Origin of the sequence: Pandoraea iniqua, assembly GCF_902459685.1 — a bacterium.
Taxonomy (GTDB): Bacteria; Pseudomonadota; Gammaproteobacteria; order Burkholderiales; family Burkholderiaceae; genus Pandoraea; species Pandoraea iniqua.
Genome location: NZ_CABPSF010000007.1, coordinates 63,019 through 84,699 on the forward strand (window position 1 = coordinate 63,019; position 21,681 = coordinate 84,699).

Here is a 21,681-nt window from a genome sequence, read left to right on the forward strand (position 1 = left end):
TGGATTGGGTAGCATTCGTGGCGCTCGTGGCGCGCGGAAGGGATGTGCGGCATGTCTGTTTCAGACTACGTACATACCCTGCGGTGCAATGACGACAGTTTGCCAAAAGTCGACGTATTATGGAGCAGCTTTCGCCCGATGGCCCGTGCTATGGCGTCGCCGGTCGAACGACATCCCAACCACCATGCGCCGTGGGCGCTGATTCTGACGGGGATTCCATCATGCAACGTCGTCGTTTTCTCTCGCTCGCCGCGTCCACCGTACCCGCCGCCATGCTGCCCGCCGCGCTGGTCACTGGCCGGGCCGAAGCCGCCACCTCACAACCCGCCGCAACGAATACGCCCAATGCGGCCGACGGTTGGCGCACCTTCGAGCTGACGACGCAAGTCGACCTGCCCTCCTCCGCCGGCCCTGCCAACGTCTGGCTGCCGGTCGCGATTTCGCCCTCCGCAACGTACCAGCAAGCACTCGGCACCCGTTGGGAAGCGCCGGGCGCGCAAGCGGAATTGCGCAAGGTGCGCGGTGCTGCTGGCGTCGATGTGCCGATGCTCGCCGTCGCGTGGCCCGATGCGCCTGCACAGGGTGCCCCGGCGCGCACGGTGACCCTCATCAACACGTTTGCCACACGCGACCGCCGCGTCGATTTGTCGCAGCCGCCGTCGGCCAATGCACCGCGCGAGTCGGCCGAAGTGCTGCGCCGTTATCTGCAACCGACCGAGTTGCAGCCGACCGACGGTCTCGTGCGCGAAACGGCCCAGCGCATCACGCGCGGGCAAGACGGTGACGTGGCGAAAGCACAGGCCATCTATCAGTGGATCGTCGACAACTGCCGCCGCGAAGGGTCGGTGCGCGGTTGCGGCACCGGCGACGTGCGCTACATCCTCACGACGGGCGACCTCGCGGGCAAATGCGCCGACATCAACGCGCTGTTCACCGCGCTTGCACGTTCGGTCGGCATTCCCGCACGCGATGCGTACGGCGTTCGCGTGGCGACATCGAATCACGGTTTCAACAGTCTCGGCAAAGCAGGCGACGTGACGCGTGCGCAGCATTGCCGCGCCGAGTTCTATGCCGCCGGCTATGGCTGGGTGCCGGTCGATCCGGCAGACGTGCGCAAGGTCGTGCTCGAAGAAGTGCCGGGCGGTCTGCCCGTCGACGATCTGCGCGTGCGGGCGGCGCGGGCGATGTTGTTCGGCCAGTGGGAAATGAACTGGGTCGCGTTCAATCACGGTGCCGACGTGCCGCTGCCGGGCGCGCGCGACAAGCGCGACGGCTCGGTCCCGTTCCTTATGTATCCGAATGGCGAAGTGGCACAAGGCCGGCTCGACAGTCTGGACCCGGACGCTTTCCGCTATCGCATGAGCGCGCGCGAACTCAAGGCCTGATCTGGACTTGCGGGACTTGCGGGTCTCTCGGGACTCGCGTCAGACAACGAAGGAGAGCTTCACCATGCAACGCCGTCATTTTCTTCAGACGCTGGGCGCACTCGGCACAGCCGGGGCGCTGGCCGGAATCGACACCCCAGCGCTGGCCGCAGGGCCGGGCAAGCCCGGCGCCGAAGTCGACGACAGCGCGCTCGCGGGCAACTCCGGCGGCACGCTCTCGGCGTGGCGCGGGGCAACCCCGGCGTTCACGCTGGAAGGGCTGGACGGTCAGCAGCATGCGTTATCGGAATGGCGTGGGCGTGTGGTGGTGCTCAACTTCTGGGCCACGTGGTGCGGGCCGTGCCGCGAAGAGATTCCGGCGATGGGCGCAGTGGCCCGGCAGTATCGCAGTCGCGGTCTGGCGCTAGTGGCCGTGAACGTGAAAGAGTCGCCCCCGACCGTCAAACCGTTTCTCTCGAAATTGCCCATCGACGGCACCGTGCTGCTCGATCGCGACGGCAGCGTGTTCAAGCGCTTCGGTGCGATCGGGTTACCGGCCACCTACCTCGTCGACCGCGCCGGCAATGCGCGCTTCTGGCGCATGGGCGAACTCGAATGGACCGACGTCGGCCTGCACGGGCATATCGAGGCGTTGCTGCAACAGGGCGGCGGGGGTTCTACGGCTTGAGGACATCCATCGATGGGAGATGGCTGCGGCGGATATCGATCACTTTCCGGCGAACGTCATCTCCCACGTTTGCCACTCTTTCCACTCTCCCCACTCATTTCGTTCAACAAACTCACATCCCCCCATCCACCGGTTTTCGCCGCCGTTCGCACGTGGTCGAGCAAACGCGCCGTCGGCCCTGCGAGTACCCCATCCCGATACGCGAAGTGCAGCGGCGCGCGCGGTGCCGGTGTCAGTGGCCGGTAGACGATGCCTTCCACCTGCATGCGCATGAGCGATGCCGGCACGATCGACACCCCCAGCCCGGCGGCCACCAGCGATAGCGTCGACGGCAAACGCGGCGCCTCCTGCTCGATATGCGGGCTGAACCCAGCCCCGTGACACGCGGCAATGATCGCGTCGTACAACCCCTGCCCCGTGCGGCGTCGATAGAGAATCAGTTTCTCCGCCGAGAGTGCCGTCAGCGGCACCGCTGCCTTGCCCGCACGCCCTTTGAGCGCGAGCGGATGCGACGAGGGCACCGCCAGCACCATCGGTTCTTCCAACACCGGCACGATGGCAATCTGCGCGATGTCGCCCAGCGGCTGACGAATGAAGACCGCGTCGAGCTGACCGTCGCGCAGGCCATCGAGCAATTCCGTCGTGCTGCTCTCATCGAGCATCAGAGAAACCGCTGGCGCATCCGCCCGGAATGCACGAATCACGGCAGGCACGAACGGGTGCAGCGCCGACGAACTCGTAAAGCCCACCGCCAGCCGCCCTTTGACGCCTGCGGCCACGCGCCGGACGTCATCCACCGCCTGATCGAGTTTGCGCACCACGTCATAGGCGTCGCCCAGAAACGCCTGCCCCGCGTCGGTGAGCGCCATACCGCGCGGCAACCGCTCGAAGAGCGTCACACCCAGTTGTGTCTCCAGCACGCGAATCTGCTGGGAGAGCGGCGGCTGACCAATGCCGAGCCGTTCAGCCGCGCGCGTCATGTGGCCCGTTTCGGCCACCGCAATGAAATAACGCAGCAGCCGGATGTCGATGTTTGCCATATTAGTTCGATATGATTTCAGTCACTTCCATATATTGGACAATATAGCGCAATCGACCTACTCTGACGTTGTCCCACGCGGCGCCCGTGCATCTCCTTCAGCGATGTCACCTCCTGCCGGGCGGCCCCCACGGCTGTTGTAGTTCTAGAAGATTCCCGCCATGCGCATTCCGGCTCCGTCCACCAAGCTCGCCCCGCCGGCGACACGTCCGCCCGATCCCCCGATCTCCGGTACCCCAGACACCCTCGACACCGCCAACACCGTCGTCCCGAGCATTCGTCAGCTTTTCTTCGGCTTTCTCGGCTTGGGCATGACCGCGTTCGGCGGCGCACTGCCGCTTGCGCGCCGCATGATCGTCGACAGGCATCGTTGGCTGACTTCAGAAGAATTCACCGATCTGCTCGGGCTGTGCCAGTTTCTGCCCGGCGGCAACATCATCAATCTGTCCGTGGCATTGGGTATGCGCTTTCACGGCTGGCGCGGCGCGCTGGCGTCGATTCTCGGGTTGATTGCGGCGCCCTCTGCCGTCGTGATCATGCTCGGCATGGTCTATCAGCACTTTCAGAACGACCCGCACGTGAAGCATCTCTTCGCCGGGCTCGCGGCGGCGGCGGCCGGTCTGCTGATACAGATGGCGTGGAAAGTGTCGTGGCCGCTGCGCAAGTCTGCCGTGCTGGCCGGAGTGGCGGCGGCGTGTTTCATCATGATTGCCGTGCTGCGCGTGCCGCTCGTGCTCACCATGCTGATCATGACGCCGCTGTCGATCTACGCCACGTGGAGGGTTTCGCAATGACCGGCACCCTCATCTCGCTCGCGCTCATCTTCACGCAGTTGTCCGTGCTCGCCTTCGGCGGGGGCAACACGATCTTGCCGGAGATGGAACGTCAGGTCGTCGACATCCACCACTGGATGACCTCCGAAGAATTCAGCGCGCTGTTCGCGCTTGGGCAGGCCGCGCCCGGCCCGAATCTCATGATCGTCACGCTGGTCGGCTGGCATGTGGCCAGTTGGCAGGGGATGCTGGTCACCACGCTCGCCAAGTTCGGGCCGTCGTCGCTGATTACGATCTTCGTGCTGCATCTGTGGCAGCGCTTCAAAGACCGGCCATGGCGGCGCATCGTTCAGGCCGGCTTGATGCCGATGACGGCAGGGCTCGTGGCCGCGAGTGCGGCGTTGATTGCTCAGGCATCGGCCACATCGTGGCTGCTTGCGGGCATTACCGCGAGCGTGGCCGTGCTTGCCATCCGCACGCGTGTCCACCCGTTGTGGTGGTTGGCGGCGGGCAGCGTTGCGGGGTTGATCGGCGGCGCGTGGTTGTAAGCGATACGCTCAAGCGTGGCGCCAGTTCGCGCCGTGCTTGTGGCGTGACTTGTGGGCTCGCTTCGGCTTTTGCCTGCGCGACGATGCTTCACGCTCAGGGGCGTCCTGCCCGCTCGCATCCGGCATCGGATTTACGCCGGTTTTACCAGCGCGGCTAACCGTGTCGAACGACGCATGCCAGTGCGCGTTGCCCATGACCTCCACGCCCTTGACGAGGTCGCCCCACGCCAGCGAGCCGATGACCAGCGCAGGCGGTGTGTCCATCCGTGCCATCGCCGCAAATCCGGAGGCCGAGCGCGCCGCCGGCGTTGCCTGAACTCCGGCTTCGATAATCAGCACGCGTGCCAGCCACTGCGCCACGTGCATCGGCATCGACGGCGGCCATGGCCCATGGGTACCTGCCGGGGGCGCGTCGTGCCACTTCCAGATGTCACGCGTCGAGACGTCGGCCATCACGCTGTTTCCGATGCGTTCCAGCACCTCTGCGCAGGTTTCGATATACACCGACGCGGTGGACATCCGCATATTGAAGAGGTATTGCCAATCGGCTCGTATGCCACAGTCGTTGCGCACGCTGGCAGCGATCAGCGACACCACACGCGAACGTACGCGCGCGAGCGCCGCTGGGTCCGTCAACCGTTCCCGGGTCTCGCGGATCTCCTGCTTTCGCGCGTCGCGTGATGGCGCCGGTGTCGATGCATCGACGCGTGCCGCCGGTGGTGCCTCGAGATCGTCGGTGGTTTCCTCCGGATCGAACAACTGCACGTCGACCGGGTGCACTGAAAACGTCGGCGTCCCCGGCGCATCCGATGTCCAGTCCGGCACCAGCACGTCGTGGAGCAGCCCGAACATCTCGTCACGCCGAATCAACGAAGGCATGGCGGGAATGATGCGAAGACTTTGTTCGTCGGCGGCATTGAGTTGAAAGTCGAGCCCATGCGCCAGCAGTCCACACAACGCGACGATGTGCCAGCTATCCAGATCGCTCGCACGTGGCGTGTTCGACAGGTGCACGATCAAGGCCCGGGAAATATCGGCGTCTGCCTGCGGCAGGCCGGGCTTTCGCCATGCTGTCAGTTGACGGGCGACGTCGTACTGCTGATTCGCATGCAACTCGTCCGGCGAAATGTCTGATGGCGCCGTGGCGGCCGCCTCGCCGACCGGCCGCGGAAATGCCCCGCCGAGGGTCGGCGGAATCCAGTTGTCAGAGCGCAACCAAGGCGAGAATAGTTTGTCGAGTGCGGCCCGTGACGTCCAGCAAAGGCCCGCGCCGGCCAGCGCCGTCACCGGTGCCCAATACTCGCTGTACGCGCTGTACGCGTAGATGAAATCGTCGTAGAACGAGTCGGGGCCTTCGCCGCAATGCGAAAGAATCAGGTCGAACGATTTGTTCCGCGTCACTTCGCAGCAGCCGTGGGTCAGTGTGCAGTTCCGCATAGCACCTAGCGCTTCCCCCATTTCATGCCCGGCGAACGCCGCCAGATGCCGGCCCAACAACGGCCCCAGATCGACCAGACGTGCGAGTGTGTCGATGGACAGTGGCATTCGTATACCTTCGGTGTAATTGACGAAGCGCGCAGCATGTCGTGGCGGCACCGTGCCAGCTTGCGGGATTGCTCGCGGCGTTATGGCAAAGGGCTTGCCGGCGCGCGCCCGCACCGGCCCTCGGCGCCTTTGAGCAGGCCGCCGCCAAATCTGGGATGATGTCGCAATCGTGCCGTCCGGCCGCCGTTGCCTGCTGGCGACTGCCCGGTCACCGGCCACCCGCCGCCCACCACTATGAGACGGCCCTGTTCCACGGAGACCCCATGCCGACCTTTGCCACCCTCGCCACGTTCTTCGCCGTCGTGCTCGGGCTGTTCCTGATTCCCGGCCCTGCCGTGCTGCTCACCATCACCCGCACCGTGCAGGGCGGGCGCCGCGCCGGCGTCATGACCGGCATGGGCATCGCGCTGGGCGATCTCGTCCATACCCTGTGCGCCGCCGTGGGCCTGTCGGCCGTGCTGATGACCTCGGCGCTCGCGTTCGACGTCGTCAAATACATCGGGGCGGCCTACCTGATCTATCTCGGCATCAAGGCGCTGCGTGAGCGCCCGAGCGATCCGCAGTTGCCCGTGGCGCCGCAGGTATCGCCCACGCGCGCGTTTGCCCAAGCCGTCGCCACCGAAGTGCTCAACCCCAAGACCGCCCTCTTCTTCCTCGCCTTCATGCCGCAGTTCGTGCATGCGAGCGAAGGCAACGTGTTCATGCAGTTTCTGGTGCTGGGCATGGTGTTCGTCGCCATGAGCGCCGTGTACACGGCCGCGATTGCCCTGTCGGTACGCCCGCTCGGCCGCTTTGTGAAGCGCTTTACGTGGCTGCTGCGCTGGCAGGGCAAGATCATCGGCACCATCTTCATCGGACTGGGTTTGCGCGTCGCCATGCAACAGCGGTAAGTGTTCCGGGGCCTGCCGCGCCCCTCACAAAGCCGGAGTCGCTCACTATGCAACGCATCGTCTCGCCGCTTCGCAATTGCAGTAATTCCAGCAATTCCCGCATTTCCAGCACCCTCCGCCGCCCGTTGATCTCCCCGGGGGCGCGCGCCCTTCGCGCCGCGTGCACCGCCGCACTCGCCCTTACCCTCGTTGGCCTCGCCCCGCGCGTGGCCTTCGCGGCGGATGGCGATGGAGCGAGCGGTGCCCTCTTCTCGCAAGCCCCCGTGGGGAGTGCGTTGCCTGTTGGCGCGCAGAACCTGCCCGTCGTCAAAGGCAAGAAGCTCACCCAGTACAACGTCGTCGCTGACGACGGACGTAATGTGATCGAAGCCAAATCCGTGGATTCGGCCTCGGCGCTCATGTACAAGGGCGACGGCATCGATCTCGCGGCCACTCCGAGCGTCTCGTGGCGCTGGAAAGTGGCGGGCGCGATTCCCGGGGCGGACAACCGCGAAGCCGACAAAGAAGACTCACCGGCACGGATCGTCTTCTTCTTCGACGGCGACAAATCGTCGTTACCCTTCGGCGACCGGGCGGCAATGAGCCTCGCCAAAGCGGGTGGCGAAGACCTGCCCTACGCCACGCTGATGTACATCTGGTCCAACGATGCAACGCCGGGCAGCGTCATCCAGAACCCGCATACCGACCGCGTGCAGATGCTCGTCGTGGCGGGTGCCGATGCCAGCGTCGGCAAATGGCAGTCCTTCTCGCGCAATCTCGCGGCCGACTACGAGCGCGTTTATCACCAGAAGCCCGGCAAATTGATGGGCTATGGGGTTTTCACCGACAGCGACAACACTCACGCGAGTGCGCACGCGTGGTACGGCGACGTCCGGTTCGGCGCGGTGAAGTAGCGGCGAAGTAGCGGCACCGACGCGGAAAGAAGCGAATGGGAGCGGGTGCGTACGGATGTTTTCCCGCCGATTTTTCGTGTCCGGTTTCACCTGCTGACACCCATACGCGATCGCGTCGCAACGTCATCGAAAAAAACGCTGCAAGCCCCGTCTGACGGGGCTTTTGCGCTATTGCAACAGTCGCTTGCGTGCTACGCTATCTGGCCTAGAATTTGAGCCAGAGTCTGTTGATTGGCTCACCGCAGTCATCGCATCTCAACGCCCCGCGAGCGCCATGCAAAAGAAACGCCAGCCCAAGGACGTCACGTTCTCCGCCAGTCCGGTCCTTCAATCGCGCATGTCTTTGTGGCGCTCCAAACTCGTCGTCATCGTCATCACCCTCGCGTTCATCGGCTTAGTCGTGCGTGCCTTCTGGATTGCGGGCCCCGGCAACGGCTTCTACATCGCGCAGGGTGAAAAGCGTTACGAGCACACCATCGTCATGCCGGCCGTGCGCGGCAAGATCGAAGACCGTGATGGCCGCGTGCTTGCCACCAGCCTGCCCATGCGTACCGTGTGGGCCGTGCCGACCGAAGTGCCGGACGACCTGTCCGACAGCGATATTCAGCAAGCGAGCAAATTGCTCGACATGCCGGCCAAGGACTTGCGCAGCAAGTTGATCGGCGAGAAGAAATTCGTCTACATCAAGCGTCAGGTATCGCCCGAGATCGGCAAGCAGGTGGAAGCGCTGGGCATTCCCGGCGTGTACGAGAGCAGCGAGTACAAGCGTTTCTATCCCGAAGGCGACGTTGCCGCCCACGTCGTGGGTTTCACCAACGTCGAGGACAAGGGACAGGAAGGCATGGAGTTGGGCGAAGAGCCCTTGCTTGAAGGCGCAGCCGGGGTACGGCGCGTCATCAAGGACCGTATCGGCCGCACCATTCAGGATCTCGACGATTCCAGTCCGCCGCGCGACGGCAAGGACATTCGCCTGACGCTCGACACCCGCGTGCAGTACATCGCGTACGAGGCGTTGAAGAACGCACTGGATCGCACTGGCGCCAAAGCCGCCATGGCCGTCGTCATCGACGCCAAGACTGGACAGGTGCTGGCACTGGCCAACTTCCCGACGTACAACCCCAATGATCGGGAGCATTTGACTGGTGAGCAGTTGCGAAACCGGGTGTTTACCGACGTATTCGAGCCGGGTTCGATTCTCAAGCCGTTCACTATGGCGTTGGCGTTGGACCTGCATCGTCTGACGCCGGCCACCCTCATCGACACGGGCCCGGGCCGGTATGTGTTCGAGGGTGCCACCATCAGCGACGACAGCGCGAACGGGGTATTGACGGCGGCGGGTGTGATTCAGAAGTCGAGCAACATTGGCATGACCAAGGTGTCGACCATGTTGCGGGCGGAGGAGATGTGGGACATGTTCACCGAGATTGGGTTGGGTCAGCAGCCGAAGCTCGGTTTCCCGGGTGCTGTCTCGGGGAGATTACGCCCGTATAAATCGTGGCGGCGCATTGAGCAGGCGACGATGGCGTATGGCTATGGTATTTCGGCGTCGTTGTTCCAGTTGGCGCGTGCGTACACCATCTTTGCGAACGATGGTGTGTTGGTACCGATCACGATCATCAAGCCGGATGCTCAGGTGCAGCCGGAGGGAGTACGCGTCATCGACAGTCGCACGGCGACGGAGATGCGAAAGATGTTGGCGGCCGTGGTCGATACGGGTGGTACGGCGACGACGGCGCAGGTGGCGGGATACAGCATTGGGGGCAAGACGGGCACGGCGTACAAGGCGGGCGTGCACGGCTACGATCACTCGAAGTATCGGGCGTCGTTTGTGGGGATTGCGCCGTTGTCGGCGCCGAGATTGGTGATTGCGGTGTCGGTGGATGAGCCGAAGGCGTCGCAGCACTTTGGGGGACAAGCGGCGGGCCCTGCGTTTGCGGAAATCGCGTCACAGGCGTTGCCCTTATTGGGGATCAGACCGGACTTGCCGGTGAGACCGGGTGTGATATTGGCTGCACCGACGACGGATACACCGGCGGACGATCCGGGATCGCATGGATAGGGTGGGAGTGGGGAAACGACGGGAAATATGAGCGGTGATTGTCGGCCCTCTGGCGGAGCGACTTTAAATTGGAGTGAGCCGGAGGGCCGGCAAGCGCCGCGGGCCTGGGTGGCGGGAAAGAGCGATGTGGGTTGAGGAACGGTCGGCGTCATCGCATCGTAACCCTCAAGACAAAAAGGGCAGTTCGATCATTCGAACTGCCCTTTTTGTTTACCACTAACACCGAGAAGGAAAGACTTACATCCCCGGCATCATCAGCGAGTTAGCGTTGTGCATGATCCACAGCGAGCCCACGAGCACGATCACGACGATCAGGCCGGTGAACAGGAACGCCATGATGTTCCAGCGTTGTTCCGACGAGCGGTCCATGTGCAGGAAGTAGATCAGGTGAACGATCATTTGGATCAGGGCTGCGCCGAGAATCAGCGGCAGCACTGTCGACGGGGGCATCGTGCCGTCCATCACCAGTTTGAACGGCACCACGGTCAGGATCACTGCGAGCACGAAGCCGATCAGATACGACTTCACGCTGCCGTGGCTGCCACCGGCGGCATTATGGCCAGCTTCGTGGCCGTGCGATTGCACCGATTTGCTATTGCTCATTTACATCGCTCCCATCAGGTACACGACCGTGAACACGCCGATCCAGACCACGTCCAAGAAGTGCCAGAACAGCGAGAGGCACTGGAGGCGGGTCGTGTTCGTCGAGCTCAGGCCCTTCTTGCCGATTTGGAACATCAGCACGGCCATCCACAGCAGGCCTGAGGCCACGTGCAGACCGTGGGTGCCCACGAGCGCGAAGAACGACGACAGGAATGCGCTGCGTTGCGGGCCGGCGCCTTCCAGGATCAGGTGATGGAACTCATACAGTTCCATGCCGATGAACGCGGCGCCCAGCAGCCACGTCACCGCCAGCCAACCCATGACCGTGCCCTTCTTGCCGCCGTGCAGGCCGACCATGGCAAAGCCGTAGGTGATCGACGAGAACAGCAGGATGAACGTTTCGACCAGCACAAACTTCAGGTCGAACAGTTCCTTGCCGGTGGGGCCGCCTGCCGACGAGTCACGCAGCACCGCGAAGGTGGCGAACAGGCCGGCAAACAGCACCAAGTCGGTCATCAGGTACACCCAGAAACCGAAGATCGTATTGCCGCCGGTGTCGTGGTGCGCGTGGTCATGCGCATGCGCATCCGCATGCGAGCCCGTGTGTTTAAGAACTTCGCTCGTCATGATTAAGCCTTTGCTGCTACAGCCAGTGCCTGATGGTGGGCCTTTTCAATGGCCACCACTTCCGGCGACTGCACGTAGTAGTCGATCGAATCGTCGTTGCTGCGGCAGATGAATGCCACGATCATGCCGACGAAGCCAACGATAGCCAGCCACCAGATGTGCCAGATTGCGGCGAAACCGAACACCAGCGAGAACGCGCTGATGATGAAACCGGCGCCGGTGTTCTTCGGCATGTGAATCGGGGCGTAGCTCGTCTTCAGATCGCTCTTGATGCCGTGTTCCTTGCGGTAGGCCAGCTCGTCCACATCGTGCACGCGCGGTTCTTCGGCAAAGTTGTAGAACTGCGGCGGCGAGGACGTCATCCACTCCAGCGTACGGCCGTTCCAGGGGTCACCCGTCGTATCGGCCAGCGCCTTGCGGTTCTTGATCGACACCACCACTTGCAGCACCTGGAAGGCGATACCGGCGGCGATGAACAGCGCACCGATCAGTGCGGCGATCAGCCACGGCTGCCAGGCCGGGTTGTCGTAGTGGTTCAGACGGCGCGTCATGCCCATCAGACCCAGCACGTACAGCGGCATGAAGGCGAGGTAGAAACCGATGATCCAGCACCAGAAGCTGTACTTGCCCAGACGTTCGTCGAGCTTGAAGCCGAAAGCCTTCGGGAACCAGTAGTTCATGCCGGCGATGTAACCGAACAGCACGCCGCCGATGATCACGTTGTGGAAGTGAGCAATCAGGAACAACGAGTTGTGCAGCACGAAGTCGGCGCCCGGCACGGCGAGCAGCACGCCCGTCATACCGCCGATCACGAACGTCACGATGAAGCCCAGCGTCCACAGCACCGGCACGGTCATTTGCACGCGACCGCGGTACATCGTGAACAGCCAGTTGAAGATCTTCACGCCCGTCGGGATCGAGATGATCATCGTCGCGATACCGAAGAACGCGTTCACGCTGGCACCCGAGCCCATCGTGAAGAAGTGGTGCGCCCATACGAGGAACGACAGCACCATGATCGCGGCCGTGGCGTACACCATCGACTTGTAGCCGAACAGCTTCTTGCCCGAGAACGTCGAGATGATTTCCGAGAAGATACCGAACGCCGGCAGAATCAGGATGTACACCTCAGGGTGACCCCAGATCCAGATCAGGTTGATATACATCATCGGGTTGCCGCCCAACTCATTCGTGAAGAAATGGAAGTCGAGGTAGCGGTCGAGCGAGAGCAGCGCCAGGGTCACCGTCAGCACCGGGAACGCGGCGCACACCAGCACCATCGTGCACAGTGCCGTCCACGTGAAGACCGGCATCTTCATCAGGTTCATGCCCGGAGCGCGCATCTTCAGAATCGTGACGACGAAGTTCACACCCGTGAGCAACGTCCCCAAGCCTGAAATCTGCAAAGCCCAGATGTAGTAATCCACGCCCACGCCGGGGCTGAATTGAATGCCCGAGAGCGGCGGGTAAGCCAGCCAGCCCGTGCGTGCGAATTCACCCACGCCCAGCGACAGGTTCACCAGCGCCATACCGGCCACGAACAGCCAGAACGACAGCGTATTCAGGAACGGGAAAGCCACGTCGCGTGCGCCGATTTGCAGCGGCACCACGAGGTTCACCAGGCCCGTCATGAACGGCATTGCCACGAAGAAGATCATGATCACGCCGTGGGCGGTGAAGATCTGGTCGTAGTGTTCCGGCGGCAGAATGCCAGGCGAGTTGTGGGCGAGTGCCAACTGGGTACGCATCATCATGGCGTCGGCAAAGCCGCGCAACAGCATGACCAGCGCCACGAGCACGTACATGATGCCGATCTTCTTGTGATCGACCGACGTGATCCACTCATTCCACAGGTACTTCCACTTGCCGAAGTAGGTGAGCAGCGCGAGGATGCCCAGCCCACCCAGCACCATCATGCCCACGGCGCCGACGATGATCGGCTCGTGGTACGGGATGGCTTCGAGGGTCAGTTTGCCAAACAGCGTTGACATTGTTGTTTACTCCTTGTGCGCGTGCGCGGCCGTACCGGTGGCTTGCATCGCATGCATTGCGTGCGGTGTGCCGGCGTCCATGGCCATGGTCATGGGCTGGCCGTTCTGCACGTTCGCTGCCGCAGCCGGAGCTGCCACCGCGTCAGTACCCGCGCCCTTCATTTCCATTTTCATGTCCATGCCCTTCATGTCCATGCCTTCATGGGCATCGTGACCGGCGGCGTGACCCTCGTGCTGCTGAGCCATGCCCGCGGCCATCGGGGCGTGCAGGATCGACTGGAACATGTTCGCGTCGACCGAGCTGTAATACGTTACCGGCGTGTTCTCGCTCATCGGTGCCAGCGTCGACGCGTAGGTCGACTTGTCGAGCACCTTCTTCGACTCACGCACCTTCGTCACCCATTGCTGGAAGTCGTTGTCCGTCATCGCCAGCGTCTTGAAACGCATGCCCGAGAAACCGCCGCCGCTGTAGTTCGCCGAAATACCGTCGAACGTGCCGACGTGATTCGCGATCAGATGCAGCTTCGTTTCCATGCCGGCCATCGAGTAGATCTGGCTACCGAGTTCCGGAATGAAGAACGAGTTCATGATCGATTCCGACGTGATCTTGAAATTCACGGGGGTATCGACCGGAACGGCCAGTTCATTGATCGTCGCGATGCCTTGTTCCGGGTAGATGAACAACCACTTGTAGTTCAACGACACCACTTCGACCGTGATCGGCTTCACGTCGCTTTGCAGCGGCTTGTAGGGATCGAGTTCGTGGGTGCTGACCCAGGTAATGCGCGCGAGGATCGCAATAATGATGATCGGCACGAGCCACACCACGACCTCAATGGCCGTCGAGTGAGACCAATTCGGCTCGTAGCGGGCCGACTTGTTGGTCGCGCGGTACTTCCACGCAAACCACAGCGTCATCACGATGACCGGAATCACAACGATCAACATCAGCCAAGTGGCCGTGAGGATCAGGGATTTGGTCTCTTCTCCGACCTGCCCTTTGGGGTTGAGCAGCGCCATGTCGCAGCCAGCCAAAAGCAGCGGCGAACACAAGGCGAGGAGCCTAAGCAATCGCGGGTTTCTGTGTTTCTTCATGTCACACGACAGGGTTGAGTTGGCCAGCGAACGGCACAACACGGGCTTACCGGCCTGATGCAGGGTCGCAGGAGGATGGCAAGGGTTAAGGTGAGACGGGAGCAGTCGCCGCGCCGGTATTGCACCGGCCGAACTACGACGACTGTGTCATCGAAAAGACGGGAACCGGGGCAGGTTGCCGCCCGCAGACCTCAAGTCACTGTCCGACTTCTTGTCTTTTACTTCCATCACGGTGCGGCATTATGCCGAAGTTTAATAAGGCCGGACATGATGGGCACGGCTGCGCGACAATGTGTCGCGCCGGTCACCCGCGTACGCGCGCGACGTTTTCAACGTAGTTATGGGGGCTTTTGACGGCAAACGCTGTGCAATGCAGCAATTGGGGAACGTTCCCATTTTTCAATAGGTGCGACGTTCTGTCGCACCCATAATTGCGGTGTCGCAGCGAAATGCACCGGGTTGGTGCAATGGTTTGCCCAGAGGGAAGTGCGGTAGCTTACCGCGAGTCAGGTCAATCGAGTGACAGCCTGAGGGCGAACGCCATGAGCGCCGCCGCGAACGACCAGCGTTGTACTTTTTGTGCAAGCGGGCGCGTGCGCAGCCAGCGCGCGATGTGGGCTGCGCCGAACGTGAGCGTCACGTCGAACACTGCGCCGACTGCCACGAGCAATACGCCCAACTCCAGCACCTGCGACCACACCGGCCCGGCTTCCGGGCGCACAAACTGCGGCAGCAGCACCGAACAGAACAGCAACGCCTTCGGATTCAGCACGCTGGACAACACGCCACGGCGCACCGCCTGTGTCAGCGGCGGCGCCGCTTCGCGCGATGTCGACAGTGCCTCGATGCCGAACGCCGGCGAGCGCCAGATCTGGATGGCGATCCACGCGAGATAGATCGCACCGGCAATGCGTACCGTCTCGAACAGCCACGGGGCCGCGCGCAGCAGTGCCGCCACACCACAGGCCGAGAGCGTCACATGCCCCGCGCGTGCCAGTGCCAGCCCGACCGACGTTGCTAGCCCGTGCCGCACGCCGCGCACCATGCTCGTCTGCATCACCAGCGCCATGTCCGGGCCGGGCAATGCGTACACCACCACAAGCGCGCCGATGAAAACCGTGAGCAACTGAAGCGAAACCATGAAACGTCTCCGGAGCCGGTCACGATGACCGGAAAGGCATTCATGATCACGCTAATCATGCAGTGAAACGTGGCGTTTTCCATCCACGATAAGTGCCATATTTAGTTGATTCCTCCATAACTGGAGAAATGAAAAGGTAATCCTTCAAGACCACTTTTCACCGATATCCAGACGACCTAAGCCGTGCGGATGAGGGGTAACACTTCCCCAGCACCGCAGATCGTGGTGGAATGCCGTCTTTGCAGCAGATTTTGTAGCGGGATACCCACCATGAACGAACTCGACGCCATCGATCGGGCGATTCTCGCCATCGTCCAGCGCGACGGTCGCATCTCCAACGCCAAGCTCGCCGAGCGCGTGTCGCTCTCTGAAACTCCGTGTGCGCGGCGCCTCAAGCGTCTCGAAGCCGACGGCTATATCACCGGTTACCGGGCAGAACTCTCCCGCCGCGCACTGGGCTTAGGCGTGGTCGCCTTCGTGCACGTGCGCTTTGCCGTGCATGACCGGGCGCTTTCCGAGCAGTTCGAGCGTGAAGTGCAGGCCATCGACCGCATCGTGTCGTGCCACAACATTTCAGGCAGCGCCGACTACCTGCTCGGCGTGGTGGCCACCGATCTCGACGACTACGGCCTGTTCACCCGCGACGTGCTGCGCGCCCTGCCCGGCGTCTCCTCCATCGAGTCGATGCTCTCGCTGCGCGAAGTCAAACGCGACACCGGTGCGCCACTGCTGTGATTCGGTGCGGTTTCTTCCCTGTGGCTTCGTGATTACGGCCCCATTTCGCCCCATAGGGGTTAGGGCCCGTTTCACCTTAGAATGACGGCCTGACCCGACTTCAGGTGCCACATGCCGGACGCCATGCCCGCCGTACCTTCCACGTCTTCCGCTGCCCCAGCGGCTGCCCTCCCGAGCGCCGCCAGCGACGACGCCGTCATGTTCGATCTCGCGCCGGTCTCGCTCTGGCTCGAAGACTTCAGCGGCGTGCGGCATCTGTTCGACGAATGGCGGGCACAGGGCGTGACCGATTTGCGTGCGCACTTCAAGACCGATCCGGCACACGTGTCGGCGTGCTCGCAGCGCATTCGCGTCGTCAAGGTCAATCGCAAAACGCTCTCGATGTTCAACGCGCCGTCGCTTGACGCGCTCGTGGCCAACCTGCCGCGCGTGTTTCGCGACGACATGCTCAAGACGCATATCGAAGAGCTCTGCCAGCTTTGGGATGGCCGCACGCATTTCACCAGCAAGACCGTCAATTACACGCTCGACGGACGGCGTCTGGACGTGCTGCTCAACGGCTCGGTCCTCCCGGGGCATGAAACCACGCTCGACCGCGTGCTGATTTCGCTCGAAGACGTCACCGAACTCGAACATGCACGCGAGCGCGTGACCATGGGCGAGCAATACGCACGGGGCCTCTTCGAGTACTCGCCGGTCTCGTTGTGGGTGGAAGATTTCAGCGCGATCAAGTTGCTGCTCGACGACGCACGTGCGCGCGGCATCACCGACTTTCGCACCTTCACCGACGTGCACCCCGAGTTTGTCGAGCGCTGCATGAACGAGATCCACGTGCTCGACGTGAACCGTCACACGCTCGCGATGTTCGTGGCGACCGACAAAGCCACCCTGCTCTCGCGTCTGCCGGATGTGTTCCGCGACGACATGCGGCATAACTTCCGCGAGCAGTTGATCGACCTGTGGGAGAACAAACTCTTCCAGCAGCGTGAAGTCGTGAACTACGCGCTTGATGGCAACGAGATCAACGTCCACCTGCAATTTGCCGTGCTCCCCGGGCACGAGCCGCGCTGGGATCTGGTGCTCGTCGCGCTCACGGACATCACCGCGCGCAAGAAGGCCGAGTCGTATCTCGAATTCCTCGGCAAGCACGACGTGCTCACCAAGCTGCGCAATCGTTCGTTCTACGTGGATGAATTGAACCGTCTGGAGCGCAAGGGTCCGTTCCCGGTGACGGTGATCGTCGCCGATCTGAACGGACTCAAGGCGGTGAACGACCAGCTCGGACACGCCGCAGGCGACGCGCTGCTGCGCCGTGCGGGCGAAGTGCTCGGCAAATCGGTGGTGGCGCCGCAGATTGCAGCGCGCATTGGCGGCGACGAATTTGCGCTGCTGCTGCCGTCAACCGATGCGACGGGCGGTGCGGCGATGATGGAGAGCATTCGCCAACTCGTCGAACTCAACAACTCGTTCTATCCGGGCACGCCGCTGTCGTTCTCGATGGGCATGGCCACGTGCGAGGCCGGTGAGCGCCTCGAAGCCACCGTGCAGAAAGCCGATCTGCTGATGTACGAAGAGAAGCGCAATCACTACGCGGGCAGTCTGAACGAACGTCGCGTGCTGGACGGCTTGCCCTCCGGCAGCGGACCGGCGGGCGGCGTGGGTGGCGCATAACTCTGCTGCGTCGCGAGCGGTTCGCAAATCTGCGCGAGCCAGTCGACGAAGGCGCGCACGCGCGGTGACACGCGCTTTTGCGCCGGGTACGCGACCGAGAGCCGCAACGGCGGTGGCGGACACTTCGGCAGCACCGGCACCAGACGTCCCGAGGCAAGATACGGGGCCGCTGCCAGCAGCGTCGGTTGAATCAGACCGAGCCCTTCGAGCCCTGCGGCAAGATACGCGGCCTCATCACCCACATGAAGTTGTCCGCGCGTGCGCACGCACGTAGCCCGATCGCCGACCATCAACGTCAGATCGCCGCAACGGGCGGTGACCAGTGCAGGAGGCGGCGACGATGTGACAAGCGTCGAACCGAGCGCAGGCAGCGCGTCATTCGCCGCCGAGGCCGAGTGCGGCGCCTGCCCTGCCGAAGCCTGCACTGAAGCCGACGACAGCGACTCCGCAGGCGCCGTCAGCCACTTCACCGAGGTGTGTGCGGTCAGCGCTTCGAGATCGTCGGGCACGCCATGCGTTTCAAGGTAGCGGCGGCTTGCACACGTCACGCGCGGTAAGTCCCCCAGATGCCGCGCCACCAGCCGCGAATCGGGCAACTCGCCCAGCACCACCCCGCACTCCACACCATCGCCACGCCAGTCGCCGTGCGCGGGTGTCGCATCGATGGCGATTTCGAGCCCGGGATAGCGCGCCTGAAACTCGGCCATCGCCGGCATCACCACTTCACGCGCGATGACCGGCGGCAGCACGACAGCAAGGCGTCCGCGCAACTGCACTTCGGCACCGAACAGCCCCGCCTCCACCTCTTCGATGTCGGCGAGAATCGCCGCACACCGCTCGTAGTAGACGGCGCCTTCGATGGTAAGTGCGACACGCCGCGTCGAGCGCGTGAAGAGTGCCACGCCGAACCAGCGTTCCAGATGCTGCACCTGAGTCGTCGCCGTGGCGCGCGGCAGATCGAGCGAGGCCGCTGCTTTGGTGAAACTGCCGACGTCGGCCACACGCACGAACGTGCGCATGGCGGTGATCCGATCGATCATGATGTCTCCTACTGCTGCTCGGAATGCTCTGAAAGGGGCACCGCAGGCGCTGCCACACGGCCACGCAACGCCAGCACGGCGGCCGCCGCCGGTGCCAGCGCAAATACGGCGAACAACCAGACCGACGCACGCTGCACGTCGGCGTATTGCCCATCGGCCAGACCGGCCAAGTTCGCGACAAGCCCTGCCAATGCGGAGCCAAGCGCCATCGAATACAACTGCACGGTGGTGATCGAGGCCGACGCCAGATGCGCCTCGCCCGGACGCGCCGCCGTCATCACTCGCGTGAGCAGATGCGGCCAGCCCATGCCGACACCGACGCCGACCGCAAACAACGCGACACAGAGCGACGTGACGCCCGTCGCGGTTTCGAACAGTGCGGCCTGCGGCAACAACCAAGCGAGTGCGAGCATGCCGAGCGTGACGATCACCGGCCCCAGCCGCACGCGCTGTTCAGCCGCCTTACCGTGGCGTCCTGCACTCGTCATCGAGCCGATCGACCAGCCTGCCGCCATAAGCGCGGCCAGATAACCAGCGGCAAACGGCGTCTGGCCATGCAGGGTTTGCAGGAAATACGGGATATAGATTTCGCTCGTCGTCGCGATGCCGAGCAGGCTCATCGCCGCGTACAGCGCGCCAAGCCGCGTGCGCATCGAGTACGCCCCGGTCGGCAGCAGACGCGGCACCGCATGGCGGGCGCTGCGCTCACGCTGGGCAAGCCACCACGCCAGCACCAGACCGACGATCACCCACGCGGCGGCCATCAGATGCGAGCTGACCACGGCGGCCAACGAAATCGCCACGACCGACGCCGATAGCAGCATCACTTTGAACCAAGGCAACGCATGGTTTTCATCGGCTTGCGTTGCCTCTGCACTCCCCGACGCTTGCGATGCACGCCCGGCCGGCACCTGCGCACGAATGATCAGCGCGAGCCCGACCACCACTGGCAACAGCGACCAGAACGCCCAGCGCCAATGGCCGAATTGCGCGAACACTCCGCCCACAGCAGGCCCGCACAACGTGGCCACGCCCCACATGCCCGAGACCAGTCCCATCGCCCGCGACCACAACGGCGGCGCGAACACCACGCGAATCAGCGCATAACTGAGCGAGAGCAGAATGCCGCCGCCGAAGCCCTGCAACGTGCGCCCGGCCAGCATCCACGCCATCGTGGGCGCTGCTGCGCAAACGATCGTGCCCGCGCTGAAACCGATCAGGGCCGCGACGTACGCCGTGCGCGGCCCGAGTGACGTGAAGAGTTTCGACGCGAACACCGACCCGAGAATCGACGCCACGACGAACAACGTGGTGTTCCACGAATAGAGATCCAGACCACCGATTTCGCGCACGATCGACGGCAATACCGTCGTCGCGACATACACATTGGTGGCGTGCAGTGCCACACCACCCGCCAGCGCCAGCGATCGCCAGCCGTTGTTGCCGGTCAACAGATCGCGCCATCCCGGCGCCGCAGCATTTGTCGTCGTTGTTGTTGTCATGGATGGACAGTCGACCGCAGGCCGACTAATATGCAAGATAATTCTTGGATATTACATGCGGCACAATGAATTACCCAAATAACCACTTGGATAATAGGGCAACGGTTCCGAATGCCGCACACGAGCGTGTGTTGCATTGGCTCAAGACACAGGGACCGGCGTCGACGGCAGAGGTCGCGTCCGGGCTGGGCATCACGGCGGAAGCGGCGCGTCAACAGGTGCAGAAGCTGGTGGCCGACGGTCTGGTCGTGGGCGAGACGATGCCGTCACGTGGTGCCGGGCGCCCGCGTCAGGCGTGGATGCTCACCGGCGCCGGTCACAACCGTTTTCCCGATGCCCACTCCCATCTCACGATTCAATTGATCGGCTCGATCAAGCAGCTCTTCGGCGACGAAGGGCTGCATCGCCTGATCTCGCAGCGTGCGGCCGAAACGCGGGCGCAGTACAAGCACGCGGTCGATCCGCTGCCGACGCTGCCGCAACGGCTGACGCGGCTCGCTGAGATTCGGTCGGCAGAGGGCTATATGGCGCGTGTCGAGCGCGATGGCGACGACTGGCTGCTGATCGAAGATCACTGCCCGATCTGCGCCGCCGCCAAGACGTGTCAGGGCTTTTGCAGCACCGAGCTGGAGTTGTTTCAGGAGTTGGTGGGCGCGCGCGGCACCGTCACGCGCGAAACGCATATTCTCGCGGGCGGGCAACGCTGCACGTATCGCGTTCGGACGAACTGAGCGGCGGGTGATCAGGCCGACGAGGCCTGATGCGAAAACTGATGCGAGACCCGAGGATTACGTAGATTCAGCGCGGCTGAAACGCAATCAGGCCCATGCCCAGCAGTGCCACCGCCACGCCCGCCAGATCCCACGGGGTGGGGCGCATACCGTCGACGGCCCACAACCAGACGATCGCAACGGAGATGTACACGCCGCCATACGCCGCGTAAACACGCCCGGCCGCGGCCGGATGCAACGTAAGCAACCACGCGAACAGCGCGAGCGCCAGCGCGCCGGGCACCAGCAGCCATGCACTGCGATCCTGTCGCAGCCACAGCCACGGCAGATAGCAGCCCACGATTTCCGCCACCGCCGTGACGACATAAAGCAGAAAGGTTTTCATGGTGCGATTATGCCCAGAACCCCTGCCACGTCCGGCAAAGGCCTACATCGCGTGCGTCAATGCATCGATTGATGGCCTACAATGCCGCGTTCACCGGAGAAGGTCATGGAATCATTGGAATCGCGCATCGTCGAACTCGAAGTCAAGACGGCGTTTCAGGAAGACCTGATCGAGACGCTCAACGAGATCGTCACGCGTCAGGAGCGGCAGATCGATCTGCTGCAAAAGCAATTCAGCGCGCTGTATCAACAAATGCTGTCGCAGGGTCAGGGTGGCAACGACAGCAATCCGCGCCACGAAATCCCCCCGCACTATTGATGGCATCGGGCACGCGGCGCGTCCATTCCGAACGAATCGGCGC

Annotated in this window: 22 protein-coding genes; 11 read left to right on the plus strand and 11 right to left on the minus strand. The window is 63.1% G+C overall.

Annotated features, from left to right (window positions below):
• Positions 1–221 precede the first annotated feature (221 nt).
• Positions 222–1,385 carry a transglutaminase-like domain-containing protein gene (locus PIN31009_RS21315; RefSeq protein WP_150791514.1) on the plus strand — a complete coding sequence of 388 codons (1,164 nt, stop codon included), beginning with the start codon at positions 222–224 and terminating at the stop codon, positions 1,383–1,385.
• A gap of 64 nt (positions 1,386–1,449) precedes the next feature.
• Positions 1,450–2,052, plus strand: coding sequence for a TlpA family protein disulfide reductase (locus tag PIN31009_RS21320; RefSeq protein WP_150684888.1), 603 nt, complete (start codon positions 1,450–1,452; stop codon positions 2,050–2,052).
• Between the two features lie 56 nt (positions 2,053–2,108).
• Here PIN31009_RS21320 and PIN31009_RS21325 read toward each other — a convergent pair whose 3' ends face one another.
• Positions 2,109–3,092 (minus strand): LysR family transcriptional regulator, encoded by a 984-nt coding sequence (locus tag PIN31009_RS21325; RefSeq protein WP_150791515.1) that lies wholly within the window; start codon positions 3,090–3,092, stop codon positions 2,109–2,111.
• A 160-nt stretch (positions 3,093–3,252) separates the two neighbouring features.
• Here PIN31009_RS21325 and PIN31009_RS21330 point away from each other — a divergent pair, with 160 nt between their 5' ends.
• Together PIN31009_RS21330 and PIN31009_RS21335 are read left to right on the plus strand one after the other, a co-directional pair.
• A complete protein-coding gene (locus tag PIN31009_RS21330) occupies positions 3,253–3,885 on the plus strand; it encodes a chromate transporter (RefSeq protein WP_150791516.1) in 633 nt (210 codons plus the stop codon).
• Positions 3,882–4,412 carry a chromate transporter gene (locus PIN31009_RS21335; RefSeq protein WP_150791517.1) on the plus strand — a complete coding sequence of 177 codons (531 nt, stop codon included), beginning with the start codon at positions 3,882–3,884 and terminating at the stop codon, positions 4,410–4,412. The genes PIN31009_RS21330 and PIN31009_RS21335 overlap by 4 nt, the downstream gene beginning before the upstream one ends.
• A 9-nt stretch (positions 4,413–4,421) precedes the next feature.
• On the opposite strand, the gene PIN31009_RS21340 is transcribed toward PIN31009_RS21335, so the two are convergent.
• Positions 4,422–5,957, minus strand: a complete 1,536-nt coding sequence (locus tag PIN31009_RS21340; protein ID WP_150791518.1) for a hypothetical protein — start codon at positions 5,955–5,957, stop codon at positions 4,422–4,424.
• Between the two features lie 263 nt (positions 5,958–6,220).
• Between PIN31009_RS21340 and PIN31009_RS21345 the strand changes: the two genes are divergently transcribed.
• The 3 genes from PIN31009_RS21345 to PIN31009_RS21355 all read left to right on the plus strand — a co-directional run bounded on the left by PIN31009_RS21345 (position 6,221) and on the right by PIN31009_RS21355 (position 9,799).
• Positions 6,221–6,847 carry a LysE family translocator gene (locus PIN31009_RS21345; RefSeq protein WP_150684893.1) on the plus strand — a complete coding sequence of 209 codons (627 nt, stop codon included), beginning with the start codon at positions 6,221–6,223 and terminating at the stop codon, positions 6,845–6,847.
• 47 nt (positions 6,848–6,894) lie between these two features.
• On the plus strand, positions 6,895–7,740 hold the full coding sequence (locus PIN31009_RS21350) for a DUF3047 domain-containing protein (protein WP_150791519.1): 846 nt from the start codon (positions 6,895–6,897) through the stop codon (positions 7,738–7,740).
• Between the two features lie 274 nt (positions 7,741–8,014).
• Positions 8,015–9,799 carry a peptidoglycan D,D-transpeptidase FtsI family protein gene (locus PIN31009_RS21355; protein WP_150684895.1) on the plus strand — a complete coding sequence of 595 codons (1,785 nt, stop codon included), beginning with the start codon at positions 8,015–8,017 and terminating at the stop codon, positions 9,797–9,799.
• Between the two features lie 237 nt (positions 9,800–10,036).
• On the opposite strand, the gene PIN31009_RS27965 is transcribed toward PIN31009_RS21355, so the two are convergent.
• From PIN31009_RS27965 to PIN31009_RS21375, 5 genes are all read right to left on the minus strand, one after another.
• The gene (locus PIN31009_RS27965; RefSeq protein WP_058377759.1) at positions 10,037–10,402 is read right to left on the minus strand and encodes a cytochrome o ubiquinol oxidase subunit IV; all 366 of its coding nucleotides are present in this window, start codon (positions 10,400–10,402) and stop codon (positions 10,037–10,039) included.
• Positions 10,403–11,029 (minus strand): cytochrome o ubiquinol oxidase subunit III, encoded by a 627-nt coding sequence (locus tag PIN31009_RS27970; protein ID WP_058377758.1) that lies wholly within the window; start codon positions 11,027–11,029, stop codon positions 10,403–10,405.
• 2 nt (positions 11,030–11,031) lie between these two features.
• Complete coding sequence (gene cyoB, locus PIN31009_RS21365) at positions 11,032–13,011, minus strand: cytochrome o ubiquinol oxidase subunit I (protein WP_058380157.1); 1,980 nt, start codon at positions 13,009–13,011, stop codon at positions 11,032–11,034.
• Between the two features lie 15 nt (positions 13,012–13,026).
• Positions 13,027–14,115, minus strand: a complete 1,089-nt coding sequence (cyoA, locus tag PIN31009_RS21370) for a ubiquinol oxidase subunit II (RefSeq protein ID WP_150684896.1) — start codon at positions 14,113–14,115, stop codon at positions 13,027–13,029.
• 511 nt (positions 14,116–14,626) lie between these two features.
• Positions 14,627–15,256, minus strand: coding sequence for a LysE family translocator (locus tag PIN31009_RS21375; protein WP_058377756.1), 630 nt, complete (start codon positions 15,254–15,256; stop codon positions 14,627–14,629).
• Between the two features lie 270 nt (positions 15,257–15,526).
• On the opposite strand from PIN31009_RS21375, the gene PIN31009_RS21380 reads away from it, so the two are divergent.
• On the plus strand, positions 15,527–15,991 hold the full coding sequence (locus tag PIN31009_RS21380) for an Lrp/AsnC family transcriptional regulator (RefSeq protein WP_058377755.1): 465 nt from the start codon (positions 15,527–15,529) through the stop codon (positions 15,989–15,991).
• A 71-nt stretch (positions 15,992–16,062) separates the two neighbouring features.
• Here the strand turns inward: PIN31009_RS21380 and PIN31009_RS28375 are convergent, their stop codons facing one another.
• Positions 16,063–16,191, minus strand: a complete 129-nt coding sequence (locus PIN31009_RS28375; RefSeq protein ID WP_281355893.1) for a hypothetical protein — start codon at positions 16,189–16,191, stop codon at positions 16,063–16,065.
• Here PIN31009_RS28375 and PIN31009_RS21385 point away from each other — a divergent pair.
• Positions 16,190–17,662 (plus strand): sensor domain-containing diguanylate cyclase, encoded by a 1,473-nt coding sequence (locus tag PIN31009_RS21385; RefSeq protein WP_246185794.1) that lies wholly within the window; start codon positions 16,190–16,192, stop codon positions 17,660–17,662. The two genes, PIN31009_RS28375 and PIN31009_RS21385, sit on opposite strands and share 2 nt — an antisense overlap.
• On the opposite strand, the gene PIN31009_RS21390 is transcribed toward PIN31009_RS21385, so the two are convergent.
• Positions 17,578–18,702 carry a LysR family transcriptional regulator gene (locus PIN31009_RS21390; RefSeq protein WP_150791521.1) on the minus strand — a complete coding sequence of 375 codons (1,125 nt, stop codon included), beginning with the start codon at positions 18,700–18,702 and terminating at the stop codon, positions 17,578–17,580. The two genes, PIN31009_RS21385 and PIN31009_RS21390, sit on opposite strands and share 85 nt — an antisense overlap.
• Before the next feature lie 8 nt (positions 18,703–18,710).
• Positions 18,711–20,204, minus strand: a complete 1,494-nt coding sequence (locus PIN31009_RS21395; protein WP_150791522.1) for an MFS transporter — start codon at positions 20,202–20,204, stop codon at positions 18,711–18,713.
• Between the two features lie 128 nt (positions 20,205–20,332).
• Between PIN31009_RS21395 and PIN31009_RS21400 the strand changes: the two genes are divergently transcribed.
• Positions 20,333–20,935, plus strand: a complete 603-nt coding sequence (locus PIN31009_RS21400) for a helix-turn-helix transcriptional regulator (RefSeq protein ID WP_343039042.1) — start codon at positions 20,333–20,335, stop codon at positions 20,933–20,935.
• 67 nt (positions 20,936–21,002) lie between these two features.
• Here PIN31009_RS21400 and PIN31009_RS21405 read toward each other — a convergent pair whose 3' ends face one another.
• Complete coding sequence (locus tag PIN31009_RS21405; RefSeq protein ID WP_150791524.1) at positions 21,003–21,320, minus strand: YnfA family protein; 318 nt, start codon at positions 21,318–21,320, stop codon at positions 21,003–21,005.
• Between the two features lie 114 nt (positions 21,321–21,434).
• Here PIN31009_RS21405 and PIN31009_RS21410 point away from each other — a divergent pair, with 114 nt between their 5' ends.
• On the plus strand, positions 21,435–21,638 hold the full coding sequence (locus PIN31009_RS21410; protein ID WP_058380156.1) for a SlyX family protein: 204 nt from the start codon (positions 21,435–21,437) through the stop codon (positions 21,636–21,638).
• The last annotated feature ends 43 nt before the right edge of the window (positions 21,639–21,681 follow it).